Below are 21345 nucleotides of genomic sequence, written 5' to 3'. Positions count from 1 at the left end.
TCGCCATCGGCCCGATGCTGATGTCGCTCGCAAGGGCCAATGCCGGTAGACGCGAAGAGACAGGGTGCGGGAGTGGTAGATGCAGCGGAAATTTGGCTCCCTTTGGGTGCCGTTATGAGTACAAAATGCAAATAAAATATAGAGTTAATCGTTAGAAATTCGTCGAAGTCTTGAGCTGTAAAATGGGTATATGGGCAGATTTTATCGCGGCCGGTTTGTCAGGCAATTGTGTCGGTGTGCAGCTTACATCATAATCGAAATGGTCCTTGAAGAAAACTGTCATTGAGGGATGAAGCTGCGCCATGACCGATATCGATATCCACACGCTCGATGAGGCCGAACTGCTGGCATTGAACGAGCGTATCGTCGAGCGGCTTCATCTTCTCCATCGGCAAAAAACAGATCAAGCATTGCGGCAGATTAAGATTGGCAGTGCCGTCATGTTCGAGGCGACCGACGGCAAAACGATTACGGGGATCGTCATCCGTCGAAATCGTAAAACCGTCACGATCCATACCGATGACGAAAAGCACTGGAACGTCTCACCCACTCTTGTCAAGCTGATCGGTCGGCATACTCTGGATGAGGGGGAGTCCAAGGACGGTCGCGTGGTGCCCTTCACGAAGCCCGGCAGCCGATAACAGGTCGGAACAGGAACGCTCATCTTCGCCGTCCTTGCCGTAAGCTTCGCCAGCAGGAAGGCCCACGCTTGACGTGACGCTGTCCGTCTGAGCACGCGATGCCGAGGTGACCACATCCTTCCAGCGCCGTCAAAAGCCAGCCGTACGCATTCAGATCAGGCATGTGGCGGTAAGGCGACGCCTCAATCCACGCCGTCTCGACGCCAGCGCCAAATGCCGGATAAGCATGGCATATGGCATAGTCTAGACTCACACCCTCATGTGCAAGCAGAGCTCGAACCTCATTGCGCCGAAGTCACTACAAAGGCAGGGGACAGGATAGTCAGCAATTCGGCAGACGCCGTGATCACCAGCCTTGAGGGGCAAGCGAATTCGTCACCGACGCCACTAATCGCTTTCCTGTATCCACGCCGCTCGCCTTCTTGGAAGTCTCCGTTTCGCTTCAATCATGTCTAGCATCAGGTACGCTGATCCGCGCTATGAGACCGTGGGGCTGATTGGAGGACAAGGAGATGCTGCCGCCGTGGGAGCGGGCGATGTCGGCCACAATAGACAGGCCGAGACCGAAGCCTGCTTGGCCGCGTCGTGACGGATCTCCTTTGAAGAACGGTTGGAGCACCTTTTCGCGGAGTTCCTCGGATACTCCCGGCCCGTCGTCGGCGACCGAGATGGAAAAGCCGGTTGCGGTTTGCCGGAGTTCAACACAGGCGGAGTTGGAAAACTTCGAGGCATTGTCACAGAGGTTTGTAACAGCGCGCATCATGGAAAGCGGACGGCAATTGGCGATCATTTTATTGGGCCCGCGATAGGTCATGTTGAACCCAACGTCTGAGAAATCACTGCACACGGTCTGCAGGATGCTGGCGACGTCGACCCGTTCCACCTCCTCGGTGGCGTAGTCATCGCGAAGATAGTTCAGACTTTCTGTGAGCAACCTGTCCATATGGTCGATATCGGTCAGCAGCGCGTCTCGCGTAGAGCCGTCGCCCATACGCTCGATCCGCAATCTGAGCCGCGTCAGCGGCGTGCGCACATCGTGGCTGATGCCTCTCAGCATCTGCGTGCGGCCCTCGACCATGAGATGGATCCGGTTTCGCATGCCATTGAGCGCGCGCGCCAGAGAGACAATCTCGACGCTGCCGCGCTCTTCGAAAATACGCGAGCCGCTGCTGATGTCCGAAAGCGTTGCTGCTTCGGAGATTTTCTTGATGGGTTCTGTCACCGTCCGAATCGCGAAGATGAAGAAGAAGACGATGAGCACGATGACCGCCATGAAATAATACGTGCTTTGGCTGAGGAATGAGCTCGTTATGATCGTGTCCGGAAAACCGAAGGACACGACGATGTTTTCCTCGTCGACCCGCTGCGCAATGACCCGTCGCCCATCTAGCAGCGCTCGCCATCCGCCGAGAGGCGGCTCGCCGTCCGGAGGAAACAGCAAGTCTGCAAACGTCTCGGCAACGCTCTGGAGTTCGGACGAGCCCTTGAATTGCGAAACCATCGAAATCGGTGCGAGCGAGACGTCCAGTCCTGCACGTCGGGCAGTTGCAACAATGGCGGGACGATCCGCTGAAGGGGTCTGCGACAGAAGCATCGCCAGGGTCTTCACCTGCTCGACAGCCCTTTCGAGGTTGGGTGCGGTAAAGTCTCGTTTGGCAAGGTTTTCCAGCGCCCGCCCACAGACAATGACCGTCACCAAAGCCACCAGAATGATGAGCGTGATCTGACCACGAAGGGTTTTGGGGATGCTGGTGGCAGTCTTAGGCATCGACCTCCTCCACCGCCGCCGTGAAGACGTAGCCACCCATCCGGACCGTTTTGACAATCAAGGGATCGCGAGGGTCGAGTTCGATCTTTTGCCGCAGGCGACTTATATGAACGTCGATGCTGCGTTCGATCGGGCCGGCCAGACCCGCGTGGGTGAGAGCCAGCAGCTGTTCCCTGGTCAGCACTTGACCGGGGTTCTGACAAAAAGCGATCAGGAGGTCAAACTCATGTGTTGTCATGGCGACGCGCGCATGGCTCGGGTCGTGTACCTGCCGCCGGATCGGATCAATACGCCAGTTGTCGAAACGGAAAATGCGTTTTCGCCGAACCTCGATCGGGGGAGAGGCGAGTCTCGATCGGCGGAGTAGCCCTTTGATGCGGGCAACGAGTTCCCTGAGGACAAAGGGCTTGGTGACGTAGTCGTCCGCACCGATCTCGAGCCCGACAACCCTGTCGATATCGCTACTGACGGATGTCAGCATCAGGATGGGAATATCGCCGGCCCCGCGAAGCCTCCGGCATATGCTGAACCCGTCCTCACCAGGAAGCATCACATCGAGAACGACGAGATCGAAGTCATCCGCTCTCATCCTTGCATCCATGGCCGCACCGTCTGCCGCAATATCGACCACCATTCCCTGCTCCACGAGACTGTCCCGAACGAGACCTGCAATCTGGGCATCATCTTCGACAATGAGGATTTTCGGCGCATTGGACATGGGGGTGCAGGCTGGCTCCATGAGCAATTGTCTCCCGTATTTGGTCTCTCATACCACGGTACTGCGCGCACCTGGGGATGCGAAAGATTAAGTTTTGTTGCTGGCGGGCAAGGTCGGTTCCTCGGCTGAAACAAAACTTAACACAATGCAATGCACGCCCCGAAACCCATGTGGCAGAGATCAGGCACTGAATTTGCGTCGCTTTGTCGAGCGGCATGCAGCCCTACTGGAGTGCCTATGCTCAGCCGTATCCTTGCCTGCTGCGCCACCCTGTGCGCAACAGGACTAACTGCCTGCTCGGACGATGCGGCGCCCCCACCGAGGGCGCGCACTGTCATGGTCGTGACAGTTCAATCGCATCTTATTGGCCAAGCCTTCAGTCAAACCGGCGAGGTTCAGCCACGCTATCAGATCCCGATGAGCTTCCGGCTGGAGGGCAAGATTGTCTTTCGGATCGAGAACGGCACCTCCGTCAAAGCGGGCGATGTCCTCGCAAGTGTCGACAAGATCCCGTCATCTATCAACGTCTCGTCCGCGTCGGCGCAAGTCGATGTAGCAAAGTCCGACGTAGGGCTCGCCGAGCTCACCGCAGCGCGCAATTGGGAACTGTTTTCAAAAAATGCCATTTCGCGCGCGCAGGTTCAGCAGGGTGACGCCAATCTCCACGCCGCAAATTCAAAGCTCGAGGCGGCAAACGCGGCTCTGGACAGCGCCCGACAGTCTCTCTCCTACACCGACCTGAGGGCCGATCGCGATGGCATAGTCTCCGGCGTCTCTGCTGGTGTGGGCCAGGTCGTTACCTCCGGCCAGACTGTAATGACGCTGAGCTCGAACGCGGAACTGGATGCGGTTTTCGATATCCCCGAGCAACTGTGGAACGAGAACCTGAACGACCCCGAGATCCAGATCAGGCTCCTATCCGACCCGACCAAGACCGCAACGGGAAAGGTGCGGGAGGTCACGCCATCGGCTGATGCAAAAACCCGAACCTATCGCGTCAGGGTGACCTTGCAAAACCCGGTCCAGGGCTTCCCGATGGGGGCTGCCGTCAGCGGCAAGGTGATCCTTTCGCCAACGCGCCTGTTCGAGGTTCCGTCGTCGGCGATGATCCGTCTGGGCCAGGATCAGGCCGTCTTTGTCTACGTGCCCCAGAGCAAAACCGTTCATGCGCGGGCCGTCAAGATAGAGCGGTACGCGGGCAGGAGCATGTTTGTTTCCGACGGCCTTGGCGACGGCGATCTTGTCGCGACAGCCGGTGTCACCAAGCTGCGTGACGGCGAAGCCGTCACCGTCGAGAAAGACGACCGTCTATGAGCCCTCACCCAAGCACCTCCGGCAACCGCTTCAATCTGTCCAGATGGGCGATCACCCATAGCTCACTGGTGATTTTCCTGATGCTCGCGACGATCACAGGCGGCGTGTTGAGCTATCTGAAGCTGTCTCGTAACGAGGACCCTCCGTTTACCATCAAGACGATGGTCGTCAGCGCGAGCTGGCCCGGCGCGAACGTCGACGAAACTGTTAGTCTGCTGACCGACAAGCTTGAAAAGAAACTCTCCGAAACGCCACACCTCGATTATACGCAGAGCTATACGCGTCCCGGCCAAGCTGTGATCATGGTGAACTTGCGCGACGACACCCCGCCCGCAGAGGTCGATGGAATCTGGTACACAGTTCGCAAGAAGGTGTCGGATATCTCATCGACATTACCGGAAGGCGTCTCCGGGCCTTTCTTCGACGACGAATTCGGCGACACCTATGGAAGCATCTATGCCTTCCATGGCGATGGATTTAGCCCAAGAGAACTGCGGGATCGCGTCGAGGCAATCCGCGAGGCAATTCTCTCGCTACCCAATATCGGCAAGGTAAATCTTCTCGGCACCCAGGAAGAACAGGTTCTGATCGAGTTCTCGCCGGGCAAGCTTGCCAGTCTCGGGATCGATCCGGCTGCCGCAATCGAAGCGATCCGCGCCCAAAACGCCGTCAGTCCCGCCGGATTGATCCAGACGACGGAAGAAAAGATTTCTGTCCGGGTCAGCGGGGCTTTCGCTTCCGAGGACACTCTCAAGGACATGACGCTGAAGCTCGGCGGTCGCTATTTCAGGCTCGATTCGATAGCGACCATCTCGAGACGCAGCGTTGACCCGCCCGCACCAACCGTGCGCGTCAACGGCAAGGAAGTGATCGCACTTGCGATTTCCATGGCGAAGGACGGCAACCTCCTGACCTTTGGCCAGGCCCTGAAAACGCAGATGAAAGCCATTGCGTCCCAGCTGCCAGCCGGCATCGAAATGAGCGAGGTCGCGGATCAGTCTACAGTGGTCGAGGATGCAGTCGACGGCTTCACGAAAGTCCTGGTCGAAGCGATCATTATCGTCCTTGCCGTTTCTTTTGTGTCGCTGGGCACAAGGGCCGGCCTGGTGGTGACGATCTCCATACCTCTCGTCCTGGCCCTGACATTTTTCGGTATGGAAATCGCCGGCGTCGGTCTTCAGCGGATCTCCTTGGGGGCTCTCATCATTGCCCTGGGTCTGCTGGTCGACGATGCCATGATCACCGTCGAAAGCATGGTCTCCTGCCTGGAGAATGGCAAGTCGCGCTCCGTTGCCGCGACATACGCCTACGAGACAACCGCCTTCCCCATGCTGACCGGCACAGCGGTCATGATCGCCGGTTTCATTCCCGTCGGCTTTGCGGCGTCCAGTGCCGGAGAATATACATTCTCGCTGTTCATGGTGATCTTCATCGCACTGTCGTCGTCCTGGATCGTGGCGGTTCTCTTTTCGCCCCTTCTCGGCACGTGGATATTGCCGAAGGCACTGGCTCACTCTCACGGCGAAGCGGGCCGGATATCGACCCTCTATCGCAGGAGCGTGGCCTGGACGCTGCGGCATCGCTGGCTGACGATCATCTGCTCGCTTGTGGCATTCGGCCTGTCGGTTGCGGGCTTCGGTCGCCTCGAGCAGCAGTTCTTCCCGGCATCCGACAGGCCGGAGCTGTTAATTGGCCTGACCCTGCCCCAGAACGCGTCGCGGGCAGCAACAGAGATCCGCGCCAAGCAGTTGGAGGATGTTCTCGCCAAGGACCCGGACATCGATCACTACACCACCTATGTAGGATCGGGGTCTGTCCGCTTCTACCTTCCGATGGACCTTCAACTCGAAAACGACAACGTGACCGAAACCATTGTGGTCGCCAAGAGCGTCGAGGCCAGGGACGCCGTCCGCCAGAGAATTGAAACTGCGCTGGACGACAAGTTCTCGGATCTGGTGACGCGCGTCTCGCCGCTCGAACTTGGGCCTCCCGTCGGTTGGCCTCTGAAATTTCGGGTGTCCGGGCCCGATTATCAGCAGGTTCGCGTCCTGTCGGCAAGAGTCGCATCCATCATCGGCAGCAATCCGGATGCCTGCGACGTCAATATGACCGCCGGAGAGCCGCAAAAGAGCGTGACCATTCTGGTGAACCAGACCGAGGCCCGGGCGCTCGGCATGAGTTCGGAATCGATCGCTAACCAGATCACAGCGATCTTTTCCGGATCGACCGTCACCACGATCCGCGACAGGAACAGGCTGGTGGATGTCGTCGTCAAGGGCACCGAGGCTGACCGCACGTCCGTTGCCGAGGTGAGCAATCTTGAGCTTCGTACCGGCGACGGAAGCCATGTGCCGCTTCGTCAGGTGGCGACCGTTGCCTACGGCATGGAAGACCCGATCATCTGGAGGCGGCAAGGCAAACCGATGATCATCGTGCAGTCGGACGTCCAGAATGGCGCCCTCGCCGCAACGGTCGCTGGAAAGGTCGACGAACAGCTCAACGCGCTGCGTCAGGATCTTCCCTTCGGCTACACCATCACCGCAGGCGGTATCACGGAAGAATCCGACAAGGGCAATTCCTCCATCTTCGCGGTCGTTCCCGTCATGATATTCGTCATCGTCGCCCTCCTCATGATCCAATTGCAGAGTTTCACGCGCATGGCGCTTGCTCTCCTGATGGCTCCGTTCGGGCTTGTCGGTGTGGTTCTTGCGATGCTGCCGACCGGCACGCCAATGGGCTTTGTTGCGCAACTCGGTGTGATTGCCCTTGCCGGCATGATTATTCGCAACGCGGTCATCCTCATTCAGGAGATCGACCAGAATGTTGCGCGGGGACAACTGCCCGACGAGGCGATCATCGCGGCATCCCTCCACCGTGCACGACCGATCGTCCTGACAGCCTGCGCTGCCATCCTTGGCATGATCCCGATCGCCTCCGAGATCTTCTGGGGCCCGATGGCCTCGGCGATCATCGGCGGGCTCGCGGTTGCCACGCTCCTGACCCTGACCCTCCTGCCCTCAGCGATGTCGCTTTTGCTTGCGGCAGAAGCCAGGCGGGCCGTTCCCGCGCGATCGCAGCAGAGCGCTGTAGACCTGGGTTGACGGAGGCGAGCCGCAACGGCAACCCGATTCCACGACAATGTGTATCTCCCTGAAAATTGGACTTTAATGGCTATGACGATCAAAGACTTGCGCCAGACCGTTTTCAAAACCCATCTCGTCATCTGGAAGGCGGCCGGACTTTGTGTCGCGCTCAGTCTTGCAAGTTGCAGCTCGGTTCCGCTGACCGAGTCCGGGGCGCTGACGTCATACGGCAGTCTGGGAGCGAGCGAAGGGCGCTTTAGCAAGTCCCGCTCCTACGTAGATACACCAGCATTGCTGGCTGCGACTACAGTTGCAATTTCTTCGACACGCTTGTCGCCTCAGGCCTCCTCGAGCATTCACAATACTGGCGACGGGCGTCTGGTCTCCAATGCCCTTGATCGAGCGCTCTGCATCGGCCTCAGCGATCGATACAACATCGTTGGTCCCGGCGAGCCCGCCGACATCACCGTCAAGGCCGTCATCACGGACATCGTGCCAACCGGCAAGTTCGCGGCCGGATTATCGACGGCCGTCAGTCTGGGAAGCTCGGTCGTCCTGCCCGTTGGCGTGCCTCGCCTCCCCATTGGCCTTGGAGGACTAGCGGTGGAAGCGGAAGCCCTCGACAAGGACGGCATGCAGAGGGCAGCCATCGTTTGGTCCCGCGGCGCGAACTCGATCACCAATCAAGCGAGGGTCTCCGAAGTCGGAGACGCCTACGGCCTTGCCTCTGCCTTTGCCGGTCAATTCGCAGAAATGCTTGTGAAAGGAAAGAACACCTCTGGTTTACACGTGTCGCTCCCATCCCGGCAGAAATTGCGGTCACAACTCGGTGGGGCACCAAAGAACGCTGCCTGTGAAGCTTACGGTCGTGCACCCGGTGTCTCCGGTTTGGCCCTGAGCCTTCTTGGCACGCCACCATCCTGGAGCGATTCTGGCCCTAAGCTTTAGCGCTTGGCCACGGCATCTTTCAAAGAGGCAGAGCCCTTTCCTGACGCGCTGCAGCCAAGCTGCGTCCCAATACCGAGAGCAGGACCATTGATATTTCAACCAGTTGATAAAAGGCAGCTACCTGAGACCTCGCCTCTTCCTTCGTTCGCGCCAACGTTCGATCTTGCAATCGTCGTTTCGCCGACCGACATCGATGAGCAGGGGCACGTCAACAATTCCATCTATCTTCAGTGGGTGCAGAAAGCCGTCCTCGGCTACTGGCACCACATCGCACCAACCGATGCCCGGAGCGATCTGGTTTGGGTCGCACTAGCTCATCACATCCGATATAGAAAGCCGGTGCTCCTGGGCGATCCCATCCGTGCTTTGGTGACCGCGACCCACGCGTCTGGACCTCGGGCATCCTTCACAACGCTGGTGAAGCGTCGCGATGAGCTTTGCGCGGAAATAGAAAGCTCCTGGTGCTGCATCGACGCCTCGACAAGGCGTCCCCATCGACTGGCAAGGGAAATCATAAGGGCCTTCCTGCCTGCGTGACAGAGGGAGTAAATCTCACGACTGGCGTTATCAATCGAGCGATCTGGCGCGGTCCGGCCAAGTTACCCCAAATCTTAAAGCGCGTTTTTTCAATTCCTTCGCTTTTCAAAGCAGTTACTTGGCCGTGACAACATTGGCGGCGGCCTCTGAGAGTGAACGCTGACTGAATAGTGTCTTCAGCTTCCATTCCAAAGCTGGCGTCTAGAAAAGGGGTGTTCAACCGCGGTCCTATCCGCCTGAGGAGACAAAGTCATGATCCGCACGTCTTTCATTGCAACCGCACTCGTCGCTCTCGTTGGTCTTACCGCCGCAGCCCCTGCCATGGCCAACGATGTGCGTATCGAACAATATGGCTGGTCGAATTCTGCCGGTGGCGCGCAGGAAGGGTTCGAAAATAGGATCAGGACCTATCAGAACGGTGGCTACAACCGGATTGTCGGCCATCAATACGGTCGTCATAACCTTTCGGCTGTCGGTCAGGAGGGCAATGGCAATTACGGCGCCACCTATCAGAACGGTAACCGCAACGTAGCTGGTATTGGCCAGTTTGGCTCCAATCACACGACTATCCTTACCCAGGATGGCAACGGCAATATCGCAGCCGGCGTCCAGGTCGGTAGCGGCTGCAGCGCAAATGTCAGCCAGGGCGGCAACGGCAACGTCGCAGCCTTCGTCCAGACCTGCCCGTAAGCTGCGGCTCGATGACGTCGAAGAGGTCAAGTTCGCAACCGCAGACAATAGGGGATGACCCATGCCAAATAGCGTTGAATATCCGCGCCGTCTGATGACAATTCTTGCGCTGGCCCTGCTTCCCGTGACCGCCGTCGCGGCGATGATGACGGCTGGGCAACCTGACGCGGCGCAGCTTTGCCGCATCGAAGTATCGCCCGGAGCAGGTGTGGTGAAACTGGACGCGCGTGTCGACGTCGATAAGCATGTCAGCGGAACCTACACATTCCGTGTCGAGAAGACGGGGAACGGCGGTATCTCTACGACTAATCAGAGTGGCGATTTTGATGCGACAGTCGGACATCCGACAATCCTCAGCTCCGTCTCCCTCGAAACTGGAGGCATCAAATACAAAGCCACATTGGATGTTCTGATCGGGGACAAGAGTTTCAGCTGCTCGAAACAGATCCCCGGCAGCTAAAGGCTCAGCACTCTGCAATCCCTGAAAAAGGGCGCCGTTTTGGCGCCCTTTTTGCTTTCGACCAACACCACACCACTGAACGACAAGTGAACGGGCAATTCCAATCTGGTTCAGCGACAGGATGCGAAAGTTGATCAACGGCCGAGGTAGCCGATGAATGGAGACGAGGATGACCCGCAACGTGATTAAAATCCTTACCGTCGCTCTTCTTGCTGGGAGCATCGGGCAAGTAGCCTTGTCTGTGCCAGCCTATGCCGGCGGCCAGATCTCTTTCAATCTCGCGCCGGACAATGCTGAGGATAGCGGTCTTTTCTCAACAGGACTGCGCGTCTATTCGCTCTTCCGCGGCCTGAAAGGTGCTGACATCCGCCAGCTGGGCCGGGGGAATGTGGCTGGCATCGCTCAGGCGGGTCGCGGCAATCTTGGATTCATCCAGCAACACGGCAACGGTCATTCCGCAACCTTGCGGCAGAATGGCGACAACAACGCCTACGGTATATTTCAATATGGGCGCAATGCTCGAACCGACGTGGTCCAGGACGGGAACAACGGCAGCGGTGCTACCTTTAGCTACGGCTGGTAACGCAGTTCATCAATGTAAAGAGGTCGGTCGAGGTCGGTCATACGCGTCACCTTACTCAGGACAACGCGGCGCTTGCGTGCATCGGTCAGCAGGTCGATAGAAAGCCTGGTGCGCAAGGAGAACGGCGATGCGGCCACGCATACGTTGGCGACCGGGAACGACGCGGCATTTGCCGTTGACTAATTGCTGCGCTAAGAGAGCTGACACGCACAGAAAGCGCGCCGTTGTGTAACTTGAAGTTCGGATGCGGCTGGCACCAAAATGGGCTCACTCAATTGTCCAACTGGGCGCCTGATCCAGTCCAAACAATTGAGGAAAGTGCATGCCATCAACCGACCGAATCGTCCTTGAACCCTGGTACGACAAAGCATTGTTTTATCTGTTGGTTGACAGTTACCGGCGCATTGTCGGCAAGGCGCTGGTGCCCGATGACAGCGATGCGCATTGGCTCTATCATCACGCCCCATTCGCTGTGGTCGCTCACAACACCGATCCAGATCCGCTCTTCATCTATGCGAATATGTCAGCTCAACGTTGTTTTGAATATGACTGGCAAGAGTTTACGTCCTTACCATCCCGTCTTTCCGCCGAAGTTCCCAATCGTGCTGACCGACAACTGCTTTTGGAGACAGTTGCACGCGACGGGCATGCTTCCGGGTACAGGGGCGCTCGGATAGCAAAGTCTGGGCGTCGCTTTTGGATCGAGGATGGCTGTGTCTGGCAGTTGACCGAGCAAGACGGTCTGACGTACGGGCAAGCTGCAACATTTTCGATCACAGACTAGGCGGTCTGCTAATTTACGCGCACGAAAGTGGGGCTGGTCGTTGAGCACCGCTCGCCCGGCGAACGCCTACGCCTGACGCCCTATCGCTTCCGTCTTTTCTGCTTATCGACGATCCTGTCGATCCAGCGCTGCTTATGCAGGTTCACGGTACAGCTCAGTCGAGGCGGCATGCCCATCAATCATATTGCGGAACTTGGCTGCTATCGGCTGGTGGCCTTTCTCCGCGTCCCACACTGCGCGGAAACGTTCGACTGTCTTGCGTGCGGTGTCGAGCACCAGCTTTTCGGACAATTCCACCTTGGCGGCGAGACGCGCCAGTTCGTCCATTGACAACGCGGCCATGTTCTTCGTCCTCGAGAAGTTTAGTGCCGCCGTATCCTCACCTTCGATATGGGTATCGTCGATAGCAGGTCGTAAGCGGGTGAAAGCGCCGGTGTTCGTCTGTCGGGATAGATCAGCGACCAGTTCTTCAGATGCATGTCGCCATTGCATATCAGCGTACTAAATACGAGCCGCCGTATGAACTCGGCGACGAGATTCCCAGCATGCGCGTGATGCTGGGGTAATTGCCTTTGCTGTACCTATCGTCGGGTTTTACGCCGAACACCTGTGCGAAATTCTCGATATGGACCGGCCCGTGCGTTGTGCGATCAAAGCGCCTTATCGCCAGCGCCTACCCTTGCAACTCACTGAGACCTTGCGGTAGGCCGCTGACGGCTTCCAGATCGACCAGCTGAATCTCGGGTACGTTCATCCCCGTCATACCGGCGATCGTCATCATCGCGAACTCGTTCTCGGGAACGCCGCTATATTGTTGCGACGGCAGTTCACGATCCATGAACCGCCAGCCCGTCCGCCGGTATGGTCAGGCCACCTGCCTTTCCCGTGTTCCAGAATCCCGAGAATTTCAGCTGCACGCCGGCCAGCGAAAACCGCAAGGCTGCCTAGAGAGGCTGCTCGCGATCGGCGAGCTCATCTCGTACCATGTCTGCGCGCGCGCAGTTGCCTGGCCGTCCCTCAAGGTGGCAACCGCATCTATATTTTCACCCCAACCGGCAGACGTAACGCATCCAATGTAAGCGTGATCGACGACGACGGAAGGAGGCTACAGAGGCCTCAACTGCAACGCTGAGTCGGTGGGTCGCATCTCGCGGGCCTGTTTTAGGGTCCTATAACGTAGATAAATGACCGAGTTTCACCTGAGCGCTGTAAATTATCTACAGGCACTAAGGCTATGAAAGATAACACCATTTGAGATTAACGCGAGTGATGTTAACGTCTCGTTACCCAAAATGCGGTTGCAGCACGTCCAGAATCGCTGCTTAGTGCAAGCATCGGAGCAACGCCATATTTCCGCTTGGCAACGCTATTTAGGATAATCGGCTTCTGAAATGGCTCAACTCATTGGTAACATCCCGCCCGCAGACGAAAGTCTCATGGGGCTTATCGAGCGGCATTCCGATACGCTGTCAAGTCAGCTTCAGGCCCATCATCTAAGCGTCTTTCCGCCCCATGCGGATAAAACGATCCGCTATTTTCAGCCGGCTGAAGCCGCAAGGTTTATCGGTGTGAAAGAGGTGTACCTGAGAACTCTTGCGAACGACTTAGCCGACGATCTCGACGTTAGCACCGGCCCAGCAGGCCGGCGATCATATTCAGCGATGGATATGCATAAAATCCGCAATCATTTGGACAAGGTCGGCCGCGGAAGTCGGCGTTATCTTCCACACCGTCGCAACGGAGAAGATCTACAGGTCATTTCCGTTATGAATTTCAAGGGTGGCTCCGGCAAGACCACGACCGCCGCACATCTCGCACAATATCTGGCGTTGCGGGGCTATCGCGTTCTTGCGATCGATCTCGATCCGCAGGCAAGCTTGTCCACCCTCCTAGGGGTTCAGCCCGAGACGGATGTCGGCGAGGGAGAGACGCTCTACGGTGCGCTGCGCTACGAGGCCCCTCGGCCCATGCACGAAATCGTCAGGGGGACGTATATTCCCGATCTTCATCTCGTACCCGGCAACCTCGAACTCATGGAATTCGAGCATGACACCCCGCGTGCGCTGATGAAGCGAAAGCCCGGCGATGTTATGTTCTTCCAGCGGATGAAGGCAGCCCTCGCCTCGGTCAAAGACAACTATGATGTTGTCGTCGTGGATTGTCCGCCGCAACTTGGCTATCTCACACTGTCTGCAATCGCCGCCGCGACCTCATTATTGGTGACCGTTCACCCGCAAATGCTGGACGTGATGTCGATGAACCAGTTCTTATCGATGATGTCCGATCTTTTGCGCGAGATCGCAGGACACGGCGCGGAGTTCGACTACAAATGGATGCGTTACCTCATCACGCGGTTCGAACCGAGCGATGGGCCGCAAAACCAAATGGTCGGCTATCTTCGCGCCATGTTCGGCGACAACGTGCTGATCCACCCCATGCTCAAGACCACAGCTGTCTCTGATGCTGGCCTCACCAATCAAACGCTGTTTGAGGTTGAGCGTGCTGCGTTTACGCGGGCGACGTATGATCGGGCCATGGAGGCGATGAACAATGTAAACGGAGAGATTGAATCTCTCATCAGGAAAGCATGGGGACGGGCAGCATGAGCCGTAAAGACATCTTGCCAATTCCGCAGAACATTGGCCGCGTCGAAACAACGCGCCAGGCCAAACCGCGCACTTTGCCACTCATGCCCGAGCCGCAAGATAGGCTGTCTCTCGTTGAGCAGCCGAAAGCAGAAAACAAGATCGTCAAACAGGTCGGCTCGACATTTGAACTGGAACGCGAGCGTCAGGCGCGTGCCGACGATATCGAGAAGCGCCTGCTCGCCGGCCAATCGGTCATTGATATGGATCCCAGTACAATTGACGCATCGTTTCTACAAGACCGAATGCCCGGCGACATAGATGGGCTAGTGGTCTCAATTCGTGAGCAAGGGCAACAAGTACCCATTCTTGTGCGCCCTCACCCCGATGTCCCAGGCCGATACCAGGTCGCGTTTGGCCATCGGCGCCTTCGTGCCGTTGCAGAACTCGGACTGAAGGTCAAGGCAATCGTCCGCGATCTCAGCGACGATCAGCTTGTGGTTGCGCAGGGACAAGAAAACAATGAGCGCCAGGATCTCACCTACATTGAAAAAGCTAGGTTTGCTGATCGCTTGAAGGCGCGCTTTGCCCGGGACGTGATCATGTCAGCCCTCTCTGTTCAGAAGGGGGATCTGTCGGTCATGCTGTCCGTGGTCGCCAAAATACCAGGAGAGCTGATAGATGCGATCGGTCCCGCTCCGGGCATAGGTCGTCGTAGTTGGATGGAATTTGCCGACTATTTGACCGTAGGAAACAACCTCGACAGGGCAATCGATATCAGCGAAAGCGAAGATGTGCGGGGTCTGCCATCGGACGAGCGGTTCAAGGCTCTTTTGAAACAATTGAGGCCCAACGCGGAGCGGCAAACAGCAGAGCCTTGGACAAGCCCCCGGCAGCATCGTCTTGGGCTAATTAAACACGGCAAAGCCACGCTGGATATCTCAATAAGCACGAAAGACGCGCCCGATTTCGCCGCGTTCTTGCTGAACCAAGTACCTGCACTCTACGATGAATTTAAATCGAAAAGTGCCGAACATCAACTCAACGGAGAGTAGACCGGAAAAGAAAAAGGCCCCCAAAACGTTGCCGTCATGGAAGCCCCTTCTGTAGTCCGCAAACACAGAATCGCACTTCCCTGAAAAACAGTCAAGAGTCTCGGCACCATTTTGGTGAGCGGATTTCTTTTGCCTATCGAAAGGTAAGAGATAATGCACACAGAAAGCGTAACGACGCCCTTTGGGCGGCGGCCAGTGACGCTTGCCTTGATCAAACGGCAGATGGCGGCTGTGGAAATCAAACCAGGAAAATCAGCAAACAAATGGAAGGTGTTTCGCGACATTGCGGCAGGAAAATCACTGCTTGGCCTTCAATCTAGCAGCCTTACAGTTCTGAACGCGCTGCTGAGCTTCCATCCTGACGCAGAGTTGCGTCAGGATGGAGCGCTCGTTGTGTTCCCTTCGAACGTTCAACTTGCCCTGCGCGCCCATCAGATGTCCGATGCAACCATCCGCCGACATATTGCCGCCTTGGTCCAGAAGGGTCTGATTATCCGCAAGGACAGCGCCAACGGCAAGCGCTACGCCCGCAAGGACAGATCCGGCGCCATAGAATCTGCGTTCGGCTTCGATCTCTCCCCATTGCTCGCCAGAGCCGATGAGTTTCTGTGTTTGGCCGAGGAAGTGGCCGCCAAACGAGACGCATTGCGAAAGGCAAAGGCCGACTTGACGATATGCCGTCGTAACGTCCGTAAGATCCTCACAGCCGCGATCGAAGAAGGCGCAGAAGGGAATTGGTATGAGATGGAAAACACCTATCTGGGTATTGTCCGCCGCATGTCCCGTTCACCCACGATTACAGAAATAGAGGCTTCTCTAGCTAAGATGGAAATGCTCGAGGCCGATCTTATCAACCGTCTGCATTTGTTGGTTAATCCTGGAAAAATGAACGGCAATGACAGTCAAAATGACCGGCATATACAGAATTCAGATCCTGACTCTACTATTGAATTTGAACCGCCTGTGAAACAAACCGCACAACGGCGTCCCATTGGAAGCGAAAGCACGGCAAGAGATGCACGGGCGATGTATCCTTTGGAAACAATTTTGCGAGCGTGCCCACTTATCTCGGACTATGGCCCAGGAGGGACCATCAACAATTGGCGTGAGCTTATGAATGCGGCCGTCGTCGTCAAGTCTATGCTGGGAGTCAGCCCGTCTGCTTATCGGGACGCATGCGAACTTATGGGACCAGAAAACGCAGCTGCAACGATTTCATGCATTTTACAGCGCACAAATTTTATTACTTCTGCGGGCGGATACCTTCGAAGTCTAACCGGGCGGGCGAGAGAGGGGCGTTTTTCCCTCGGTCCCATGATTATGGCGCTTCTTAAATCCAGCATTGGCGAGGAACACTCGTTTGGTTAGCAAAGTTTGCCGCGGCAAACTGCGCATTTCATCAGCCCAAGGGACAGTCAATCGCGATTTAAACGGTCCCGTGACTTCTCAAAACCCCCTCGTCCCACGAAACAAAGAGGGTCACAGGCACGATCGGAATGCCAAGACGAGCTTATCCCGTGCCCACAGCATGGGTAACCAATGTGAACGCCGGAACATCGCACGGCGACATGACTGGACCCCAACGAGGCTCCGAAAGGCCGACAACGCAATAGAAACCAGACTGGTCCTACACAGTGTGCAGTCAGCCGAAAGAATAGGATTTCCCGATCGGTTGAGAGAGTTACAGGCAGAACCCCAAGCTTGCCCACTGAACCTCCATAAGACGTGCGAACGAAGCGCTCCGCGCAGTTTCGGAACTCCATATTGCAGCACCTATTGGCCAGCAACACGCCCTTGGTCAGACGGCGCCGTTCGACGACAGGCCTTAGACTAGCGGCCAGCAAGAAGCCTAAATTCATTCTACTCAGCGGCTAAGCCGGAGACTGTTCGACATTGCATCGCAATTCTTCACCCATACCTTTGCAGCCGCCTCGCGGTAAGCGGCATTCCCCCCTGTGGGCAAATTCTCGGGAGGAGACATGTGTGCTTCACGCATTGGCGTGTGGACGCCGTGTTAAGTTGGGACTGCGCTGCTCCGCGGGCCATAAAATGCAGACAACGACTTCGTTGTCCAACGCAAGGATTTTTTCATCCCCACGACGGCGGAAGAGTTCCTGCGCAATTTCATGTTCCAACGAAAGAAGCAACGCTCTCAGCCAGCTGACAAGGCCGGTGAAGTTGAAAGCGCAAGGCACCAAAAAAGTGTTGCCGTGGAGTCGCATACGCCAGAAGCGATGAGCGCCAGGGAAAATGATAAACGCCAGACGTTTCCACGTTTCGGCCGAAAGACGGTAGCTAGTGCCAAGCAGGTCATGTTGGGTGGCGACGCCTCGGGATTGTGACGCAGACTAGACAAGTGTGGTTGACGCTATGAGCATTACGTCACTCCTCTCACGTGCGCTGCCACGTTCATATGACGGTTGAAGTCGATACGCAACCGAGGGTAAAACGGCCAAAGCGCGGAGCCGGTGCCCGACAGATCGGTCCTCTCAGGATGCTGGACGCTCTTTTGACTGCTCCTTCCCGCCAGCATTCATTACGTTCGTGCGGCGCTTCTGTCGGTCTCCGCTTTTCCAGAGCACTGTCCTTGTCAAGCGGACGGTTGCATGACGAACAGAGAGGACGTAACTCCCAAGGAGAGGCGGCATTCAACTTGATGACCAGAGACGAGAGCCCCAGCATTTGGCTTGTCTGCCAGATGGAGGGGAATTTTCATTGGCAGAAATGACACGAAGCCGAAGAACACAAACCCCCGACGGGAGTTTGCGAATGGGTTGCTGGCGGCCGTGGTCTGACCTCTTGAAATAATCCCGCGGCGTTAGTGTGAGGTTTCCCGGCCTATTTCGCGCGGGTAGCAGCAGTGGACGCCGTAGATCGCCGCTTGGGGAATTAAACAATCTGCTTGAGGAGGCACCCGATCGGGTTGTTTCGTTCCAAGTAACGCCACTGCAATGGGACTAGTTTTGGCATTCTCCAGTCGTGGAAGTTCAAGATTTGAAATTACACCGGCTCTCACTGTCATCGAACGCCTTGAAACGCCGGCATTGGGTAAAAGTACCGGTGTTGCTCACAGCCTGTGAGGGCTTCGAAATAAGGTTTTAAATAGCTTCCAGTTGTTTGAGTCAATAAACAAGGGATGGAGCGTTAAAGTCGATAATTGCCATAAATAAAGACACTATTTTCCCAGTGAAGGCAGAGTAAAGCGCGGTGAGACCCCTGCTTTTTCCCGCGGGCCCATTGGATTCGAGCGCACCGAGCCCTTGGCGTCATTTCATGACACTTGAACTTTCTGTGTTGCAGTGCATTATAAGTCGATACTAGGGGGTTTATCCAATGGACGCAGAAATCCTGACAGTTAACTTTAAGTCGAGAGCGGTACGGACGGTTCACTATGAATTCGCGAGCAACCGACTTGTAGTTATCACGGCGCACGGCAAGACCCGCGTTTACGGCAGCATACCATTTGAGCTTGTGAAGGCCTTTGCGGAGCATCCGACGCCTGGCGTGTTCTATGAGAAATATCTAAGGGCGGCGCTCAGGCCGCAACTCTTGTCCAACTTGCTCGTCAAATTCGTGTTGCTCAGGCGTATCAAGCGTGTTGAAACGACCTCGCCTGCTGATGTTAACCTGACGGTCTATTCCTAGCTGGCGATGTGCATTGATGTAAAAGACAGGCTGGCCACATGTCTTTTCGATGCATCCCGCGAAATGTCAGGCCGGCACGTCCACGTCTTGCGCTGAACCATCCAATGTACCTCGAGGTATATCGCTCTTATACTCGACCTGGTGATGTCGCCTCGGTAACCCCACCCACTTGTTGCCCAGTGGCAATGCTGGTGGGCAACCCTCCCTCATATCCACCCACCTTGAGTTCGACGCCAATCCGCTTCCGGCGGCGTTATCCAGATTGTCCATCTTCCGACAAGTTGACTGCTGGCAGTATGCTGCATCAAGCATCATCTGCGCGTATTGCATCTTAGTTGTTGTAGTCCCGCGGAAATTCCTTTGGTACTTCCTGTTTAAAAAAAATGGGAAAATACCGCCGCATTAAAAATCAATGCATCACAAGTAAATGGCGCCAACGTCGCGCAGTCAAATTGAAATGTTTTCTCGATTCCAATAGTCGGTGCGATTATCGGCAACCGCCGATAAATTTTGAATGCCAGTTGATGTTACTATTAATTCTTGCCAATTGGTTTGGATTAGGGAAGATGATGCCAACACATTCCGACCCGGACGATGATCTTCGTTGAGTTGAGAATGTACCAGCGGGTGCCGACGGATGTTAAGAACAGAATTTCGTACTGCCTGTATGATTCTGGTAGTGAGCCTTTCTGCTTTGAGCGCAAATGCCGATACGACCGTTACTCCAAAGTCAACACGGAGTGGCGGCCTACAGATCGAAAATCAATGTCGCATCAGAGCAGATATTTGCTTCGATATATGCGACTCCGAGAAAGATGACGACCAGCATATGAGATGTCTGGGAACTTGCGTGGATGAATTTGATACCTGCAAGAAGGCGGGTGCGACAAAGTGAAAATTCATTTTTCTGGATGCTGAGGTAAGGGCGAAGGTGCTTATCCGGTATCTCCTTTTTGCTCTCAGTCGCGTATCAGCCCGAACCTGCGGGCCTCGTCGAGAAAATGACGAACCGAGGATGGTTGCCACTTTCGGCCACCGCGGGGCGGTGTCTCGCCGAGCAATTCCAATTGAGCCCCAATCCCTCGAAGCGATAAGGTCGGATCGGCAATCGCTATTGCAGAAATGAGCGTCATGAGGCGATCGTCCGGCGTGCGGCGTGGTGACCGGGCGAGCAAGGCCGAATCGGCGAGATTGGCCCGGGCCATCCTGTGGACAGCGCGCCGGAGGCGCTCGACAGTCCAGTCCATGCCGCGACGGTTGAGCACGCGAACGACATTATCCCAACTGTGATCCGGTCGAAGCTTCTTGACTGTCGGCAGCCAGACATCTGCCGAGCCAACCAACTGGGAAAGATAGTTTTTATCGCGTGCTTTCGATGCAGCTTGGATCGCCTCCGGCCGCCGATCCCGTAGACCCGGATTTCCAGCTAGCTTTCCTCGGCTCTTTGCGGCCCTTATGCCAGCTTTGGTCTTTTCGCTGCCACGCCGTTTCTCAAGCTGGACCAATGCCCGAACAATTGAAAGACACGCAATGCCATGGGGAGGAGAAGTGTCAATCATATCTATGATTGAGCGCAGATGAACGCCACGCTTCTCGAAGTCCTCCATCAGTAGCAGCAAGGAGCTTGGCGAGAGGTCCAGTCGGTCGAGGCGCACGACGACGAGGGTGTCGCCAGCCCGAAGCTCGCCGAGCAGTCTCGTCAGGACGGGATGACCGTGAGAGGGATGAGACGGACGCTCATCAAAGATCCGCTCGCAACCCGCTGCAAGCAGTTCCGCCTGCTGTGTGTCCTCAAATTGCTCATCGCTCGCAGTGCGGGCATAGCCGATGATCCGTTGCTGCTTCAACAGGTCGCTGGATGCACGTTGGATCACAGTCGTGCGTCCTCCCAATTGGCCCGATGCGTCACTGTACAAACAATGTGGATCAGTAACCGCCCCATTACAAGTAAGTTTTTGATACGCGTAGACGGCCTCCTGAGCGGCAAAACGCCTTTGTCTTGAAGCCGTGGAGAAGCACAGGGCGTAAAATCGCCTGGTGACGGCTTGTGAGGAAAATGGCGCCTAAGACTTTGCGAACGCATCAGGGTGATACCAAGTCAGCAATGCTGCTTTAACCACAGGAATGACGGCAGCTTGGTAAATGGTGACCAGGTCTGATTGTTCACAGGCGGCGCCGCGCCGTCATCTTGCTTTGACGCAGAAGTCGACGCAGTGCGCGGGGTCGTTGCGGGAAAACATTGCGAGCGCCGCCTGGGACATACAAGCGTCATTCGACGCTTGGCGATGTGCAAAGGGAGATCAAGGCACGAAGGGCGCCTCAGACGGCTCTCTACCGAGAGCGTCTCGATGCCCGTTCCCTCTGGCCAAGCGCCGGCCGGTCCCGTGGTTACGGGTCGGCCATCAGGCTATTGCTCACGCCGCCACCGACGATCGCAAAATATTTCTATCAGGTGCGGCCGAATTCGTCGTTAAGGCGAATGATGTCGTCCTCGCCGAAATAGGAGCCGGTCTGCACCTCGATCAGCTCCAGCA

At 56.3% G+C, this 21345-nt stretch carries 16 protein-coding genes and 1 pseudogene; 12 read left to right on the top strand and 5 right to left on the bottom strand.

Annotated features, from left to right (window positions below; all coding sequences use genetic code 11):
* The first annotated feature begins 302 nt into the window (after positions 1 to 302).
* Positions 303 to 641 (top strand): hypothetical protein, encoded by a 339-nt coding sequence (locus EQW76_RS27280; protein WP_143123457.1) that lies wholly within the window; start codon positions 303 to 305, stop codon positions 639 to 641.
* 442 nt (positions 642 to 1083) lie between these two features.
* Here the strand turns inward: EQW76_RS27280 and EQW76_RS27275 are convergent, their stop codons facing one another.
* Both EQW76_RS27275 and EQW76_RS27270 read right to left on the bottom strand, forming a co-directional pair.
* Entirely contained in the window at positions 1084 to 2409 is a 1326-nt protein-coding gene (locus tag EQW76_RS27275; protein ID WP_143123456.1) for an ATP-binding protein, read from the bottom strand.
* Positions 2402 to 3127, bottom strand: coding sequence for a response regulator transcription factor (locus EQW76_RS27270; protein ID WP_142832373.1), 726 nt, complete (start codon positions 3125 to 3127; stop codon positions 2402 to 2404). The genes EQW76_RS27275 and EQW76_RS27270 overlap by 8 nt, the downstream gene beginning before the upstream one ends.
* A gap of 237 nt (positions 3128 to 3364) precedes the next feature.
* On the opposite strand from EQW76_RS27270, the gene EQW76_RS27265 reads away from it, so the two are divergent.
* From EQW76_RS27265 to EQW76_RS27230, 7 genes are all read left to right on the top strand, one after another.
* Positions 3365 to 4441: an efflux RND transporter periplasmic adaptor subunit gene (locus EQW76_RS27265; protein WP_143123455.1), complete on the top strand. Its 1077-nt coding sequence runs from the start codon at positions 3365 to 3367 to the stop codon at positions 4439 to 4441.
* Positions 4438 to 7542, top strand: coding sequence for an efflux RND transporter permease subunit (locus tag EQW76_RS27260; protein ID WP_143123454.1), 3105 nt, complete (start codon positions 4438 to 4440; stop codon positions 7540 to 7542). The genes EQW76_RS27265 and EQW76_RS27260 overlap by 4 nt, the downstream gene beginning before the upstream one ends.
* A gap of 72 nt (positions 7543 to 7614) precedes the next feature.
* Entirely contained in the window at positions 7615 to 8472 is an 858-nt protein-coding gene (locus EQW76_RS27255; protein WP_224128747.1) for a DUF3313 domain-containing protein, read from the top strand.
* Positions 8473 to 9261: 789 nt separating this feature from the next.
* Complete coding sequence (locus tag EQW76_RS27245; protein WP_142832365.1) at positions 9262 to 9699, top strand: curlin; 438 nt, start codon at positions 9262 to 9264, stop codon at positions 9697 to 9699.
* A gap of 61 nt (positions 9700 to 9760) precedes the next feature.
* A complete protein-coding gene (csgH, locus tag EQW76_RS27240; protein ID WP_142832364.1) occupies positions 9761 to 10159 on the top strand; it encodes a curli-like amyloid fiber formation chaperone CsgH in 399 nt (132 codons plus the stop codon).
* Positions 10160 to 10328: 169 nt separating this feature from the next.
* On the top strand, positions 10329 to 10742 hold the full coding sequence (locus EQW76_RS27235; RefSeq protein ID WP_143123453.1) for a curlin: 414 nt from the start codon (positions 10329 to 10331) through the stop codon (positions 10740 to 10742).
* A gap of 322 nt (positions 10743 to 11064) precedes the next feature.
* Positions 11065 to 11526, top strand: coding sequence for an MEKHLA domain-containing protein (locus EQW76_RS27230; RefSeq protein ID WP_142832362.1), 462 nt, complete (start codon positions 11065 to 11067; stop codon positions 11524 to 11526).
* Positions 11527 to 11658: 132 nt separating this feature from the next.
* On the opposite strand, the pseudogene EQW76_RS30285 reads toward EQW76_RS27230, so the two are convergent.
* Positions 11659 to 12467: pseudogene (locus EQW76_RS30285) on the bottom strand (HipA domain-containing protein); the annotation flags it as partial.
* 495 nt (positions 12468 to 12962) lie between these two features.
* Between EQW76_RS30285 and repA the strand changes: the two are divergent.
* From repA to EQW76_RS27205, 4 genes are all read left to right on the top strand, one after another.
* Positions 12963 to 14132, top strand: a complete 1170-nt coding sequence (gene repA, locus EQW76_RS27220; RefSeq protein ID WP_142832361.1) for a plasmid partitioning protein RepA — start codon at positions 12963 to 12965, stop codon at positions 14130 to 14132.
* Positions 14129 to 15166 carry a plasmid partitioning protein RepB gene (gene repB / locus EQW76_RS27215; RefSeq protein ID WP_143123452.1) on the top strand — a complete coding sequence of 346 codons (1038 nt, stop codon included), beginning with the start codon at positions 14129 to 14131 and terminating at the stop codon, positions 15164 to 15166. The genes repA and repB overlap by 4 nt, the downstream gene beginning before the upstream one ends.
* A gap of 153 nt (positions 15167 to 15319) precedes the next feature.
* Positions 15320 to 16534 (top strand): plasmid replication protein RepC, encoded by a 1215-nt coding sequence (gene repC, locus EQW76_RS27210; RefSeq protein ID WP_143123451.1) that lies wholly within the window; start codon positions 15320 to 15322, stop codon positions 16532 to 16534.
* Between the two features lie 1965 nt (positions 16535 to 18499).
* The gene (locus tag EQW76_RS27205; protein ID WP_143123450.1) at positions 18500 to 18811 is read left to right on the top strand and encodes a KTSC domain-containing protein; all 312 of its coding nucleotides are present in this window, start codon (positions 18500 to 18502) and stop codon (positions 18809 to 18811) included.
* Positions 18812 to 19770: 959 nt separating this feature from the next.
* Here EQW76_RS27205 and EQW76_RS27200 read toward each other — a convergent pair.
* A complete protein-coding gene (locus EQW76_RS27200) occupies positions 19771 to 20658 on the bottom strand; it encodes a recombinase family protein (RefSeq protein ID WP_244617035.1) in 888 nt (295 codons plus the stop codon).
* Positions 20659 to 21259: 601 nt separating this feature from the next.
* The coding region (locus EQW76_RS27195; RefSeq protein WP_143123458.1) for a hypothetical protein at positions 21260 to 21345 on the bottom strand (86 nt) is incomplete at its 5' end.

The organism is Rhizobium sp. rho-13.1 (assembly GCF_007000305.1).
Taxonomy (GTDB): Bacteria; Pseudomonadota; Alphaproteobacteria; order Rhizobiales; family Rhizobiaceae; genus Rhizobium; species Rhizobium rhododendri.
This window is presented reverse-complemented; position numbering and strand designations above follow the sequence as displayed.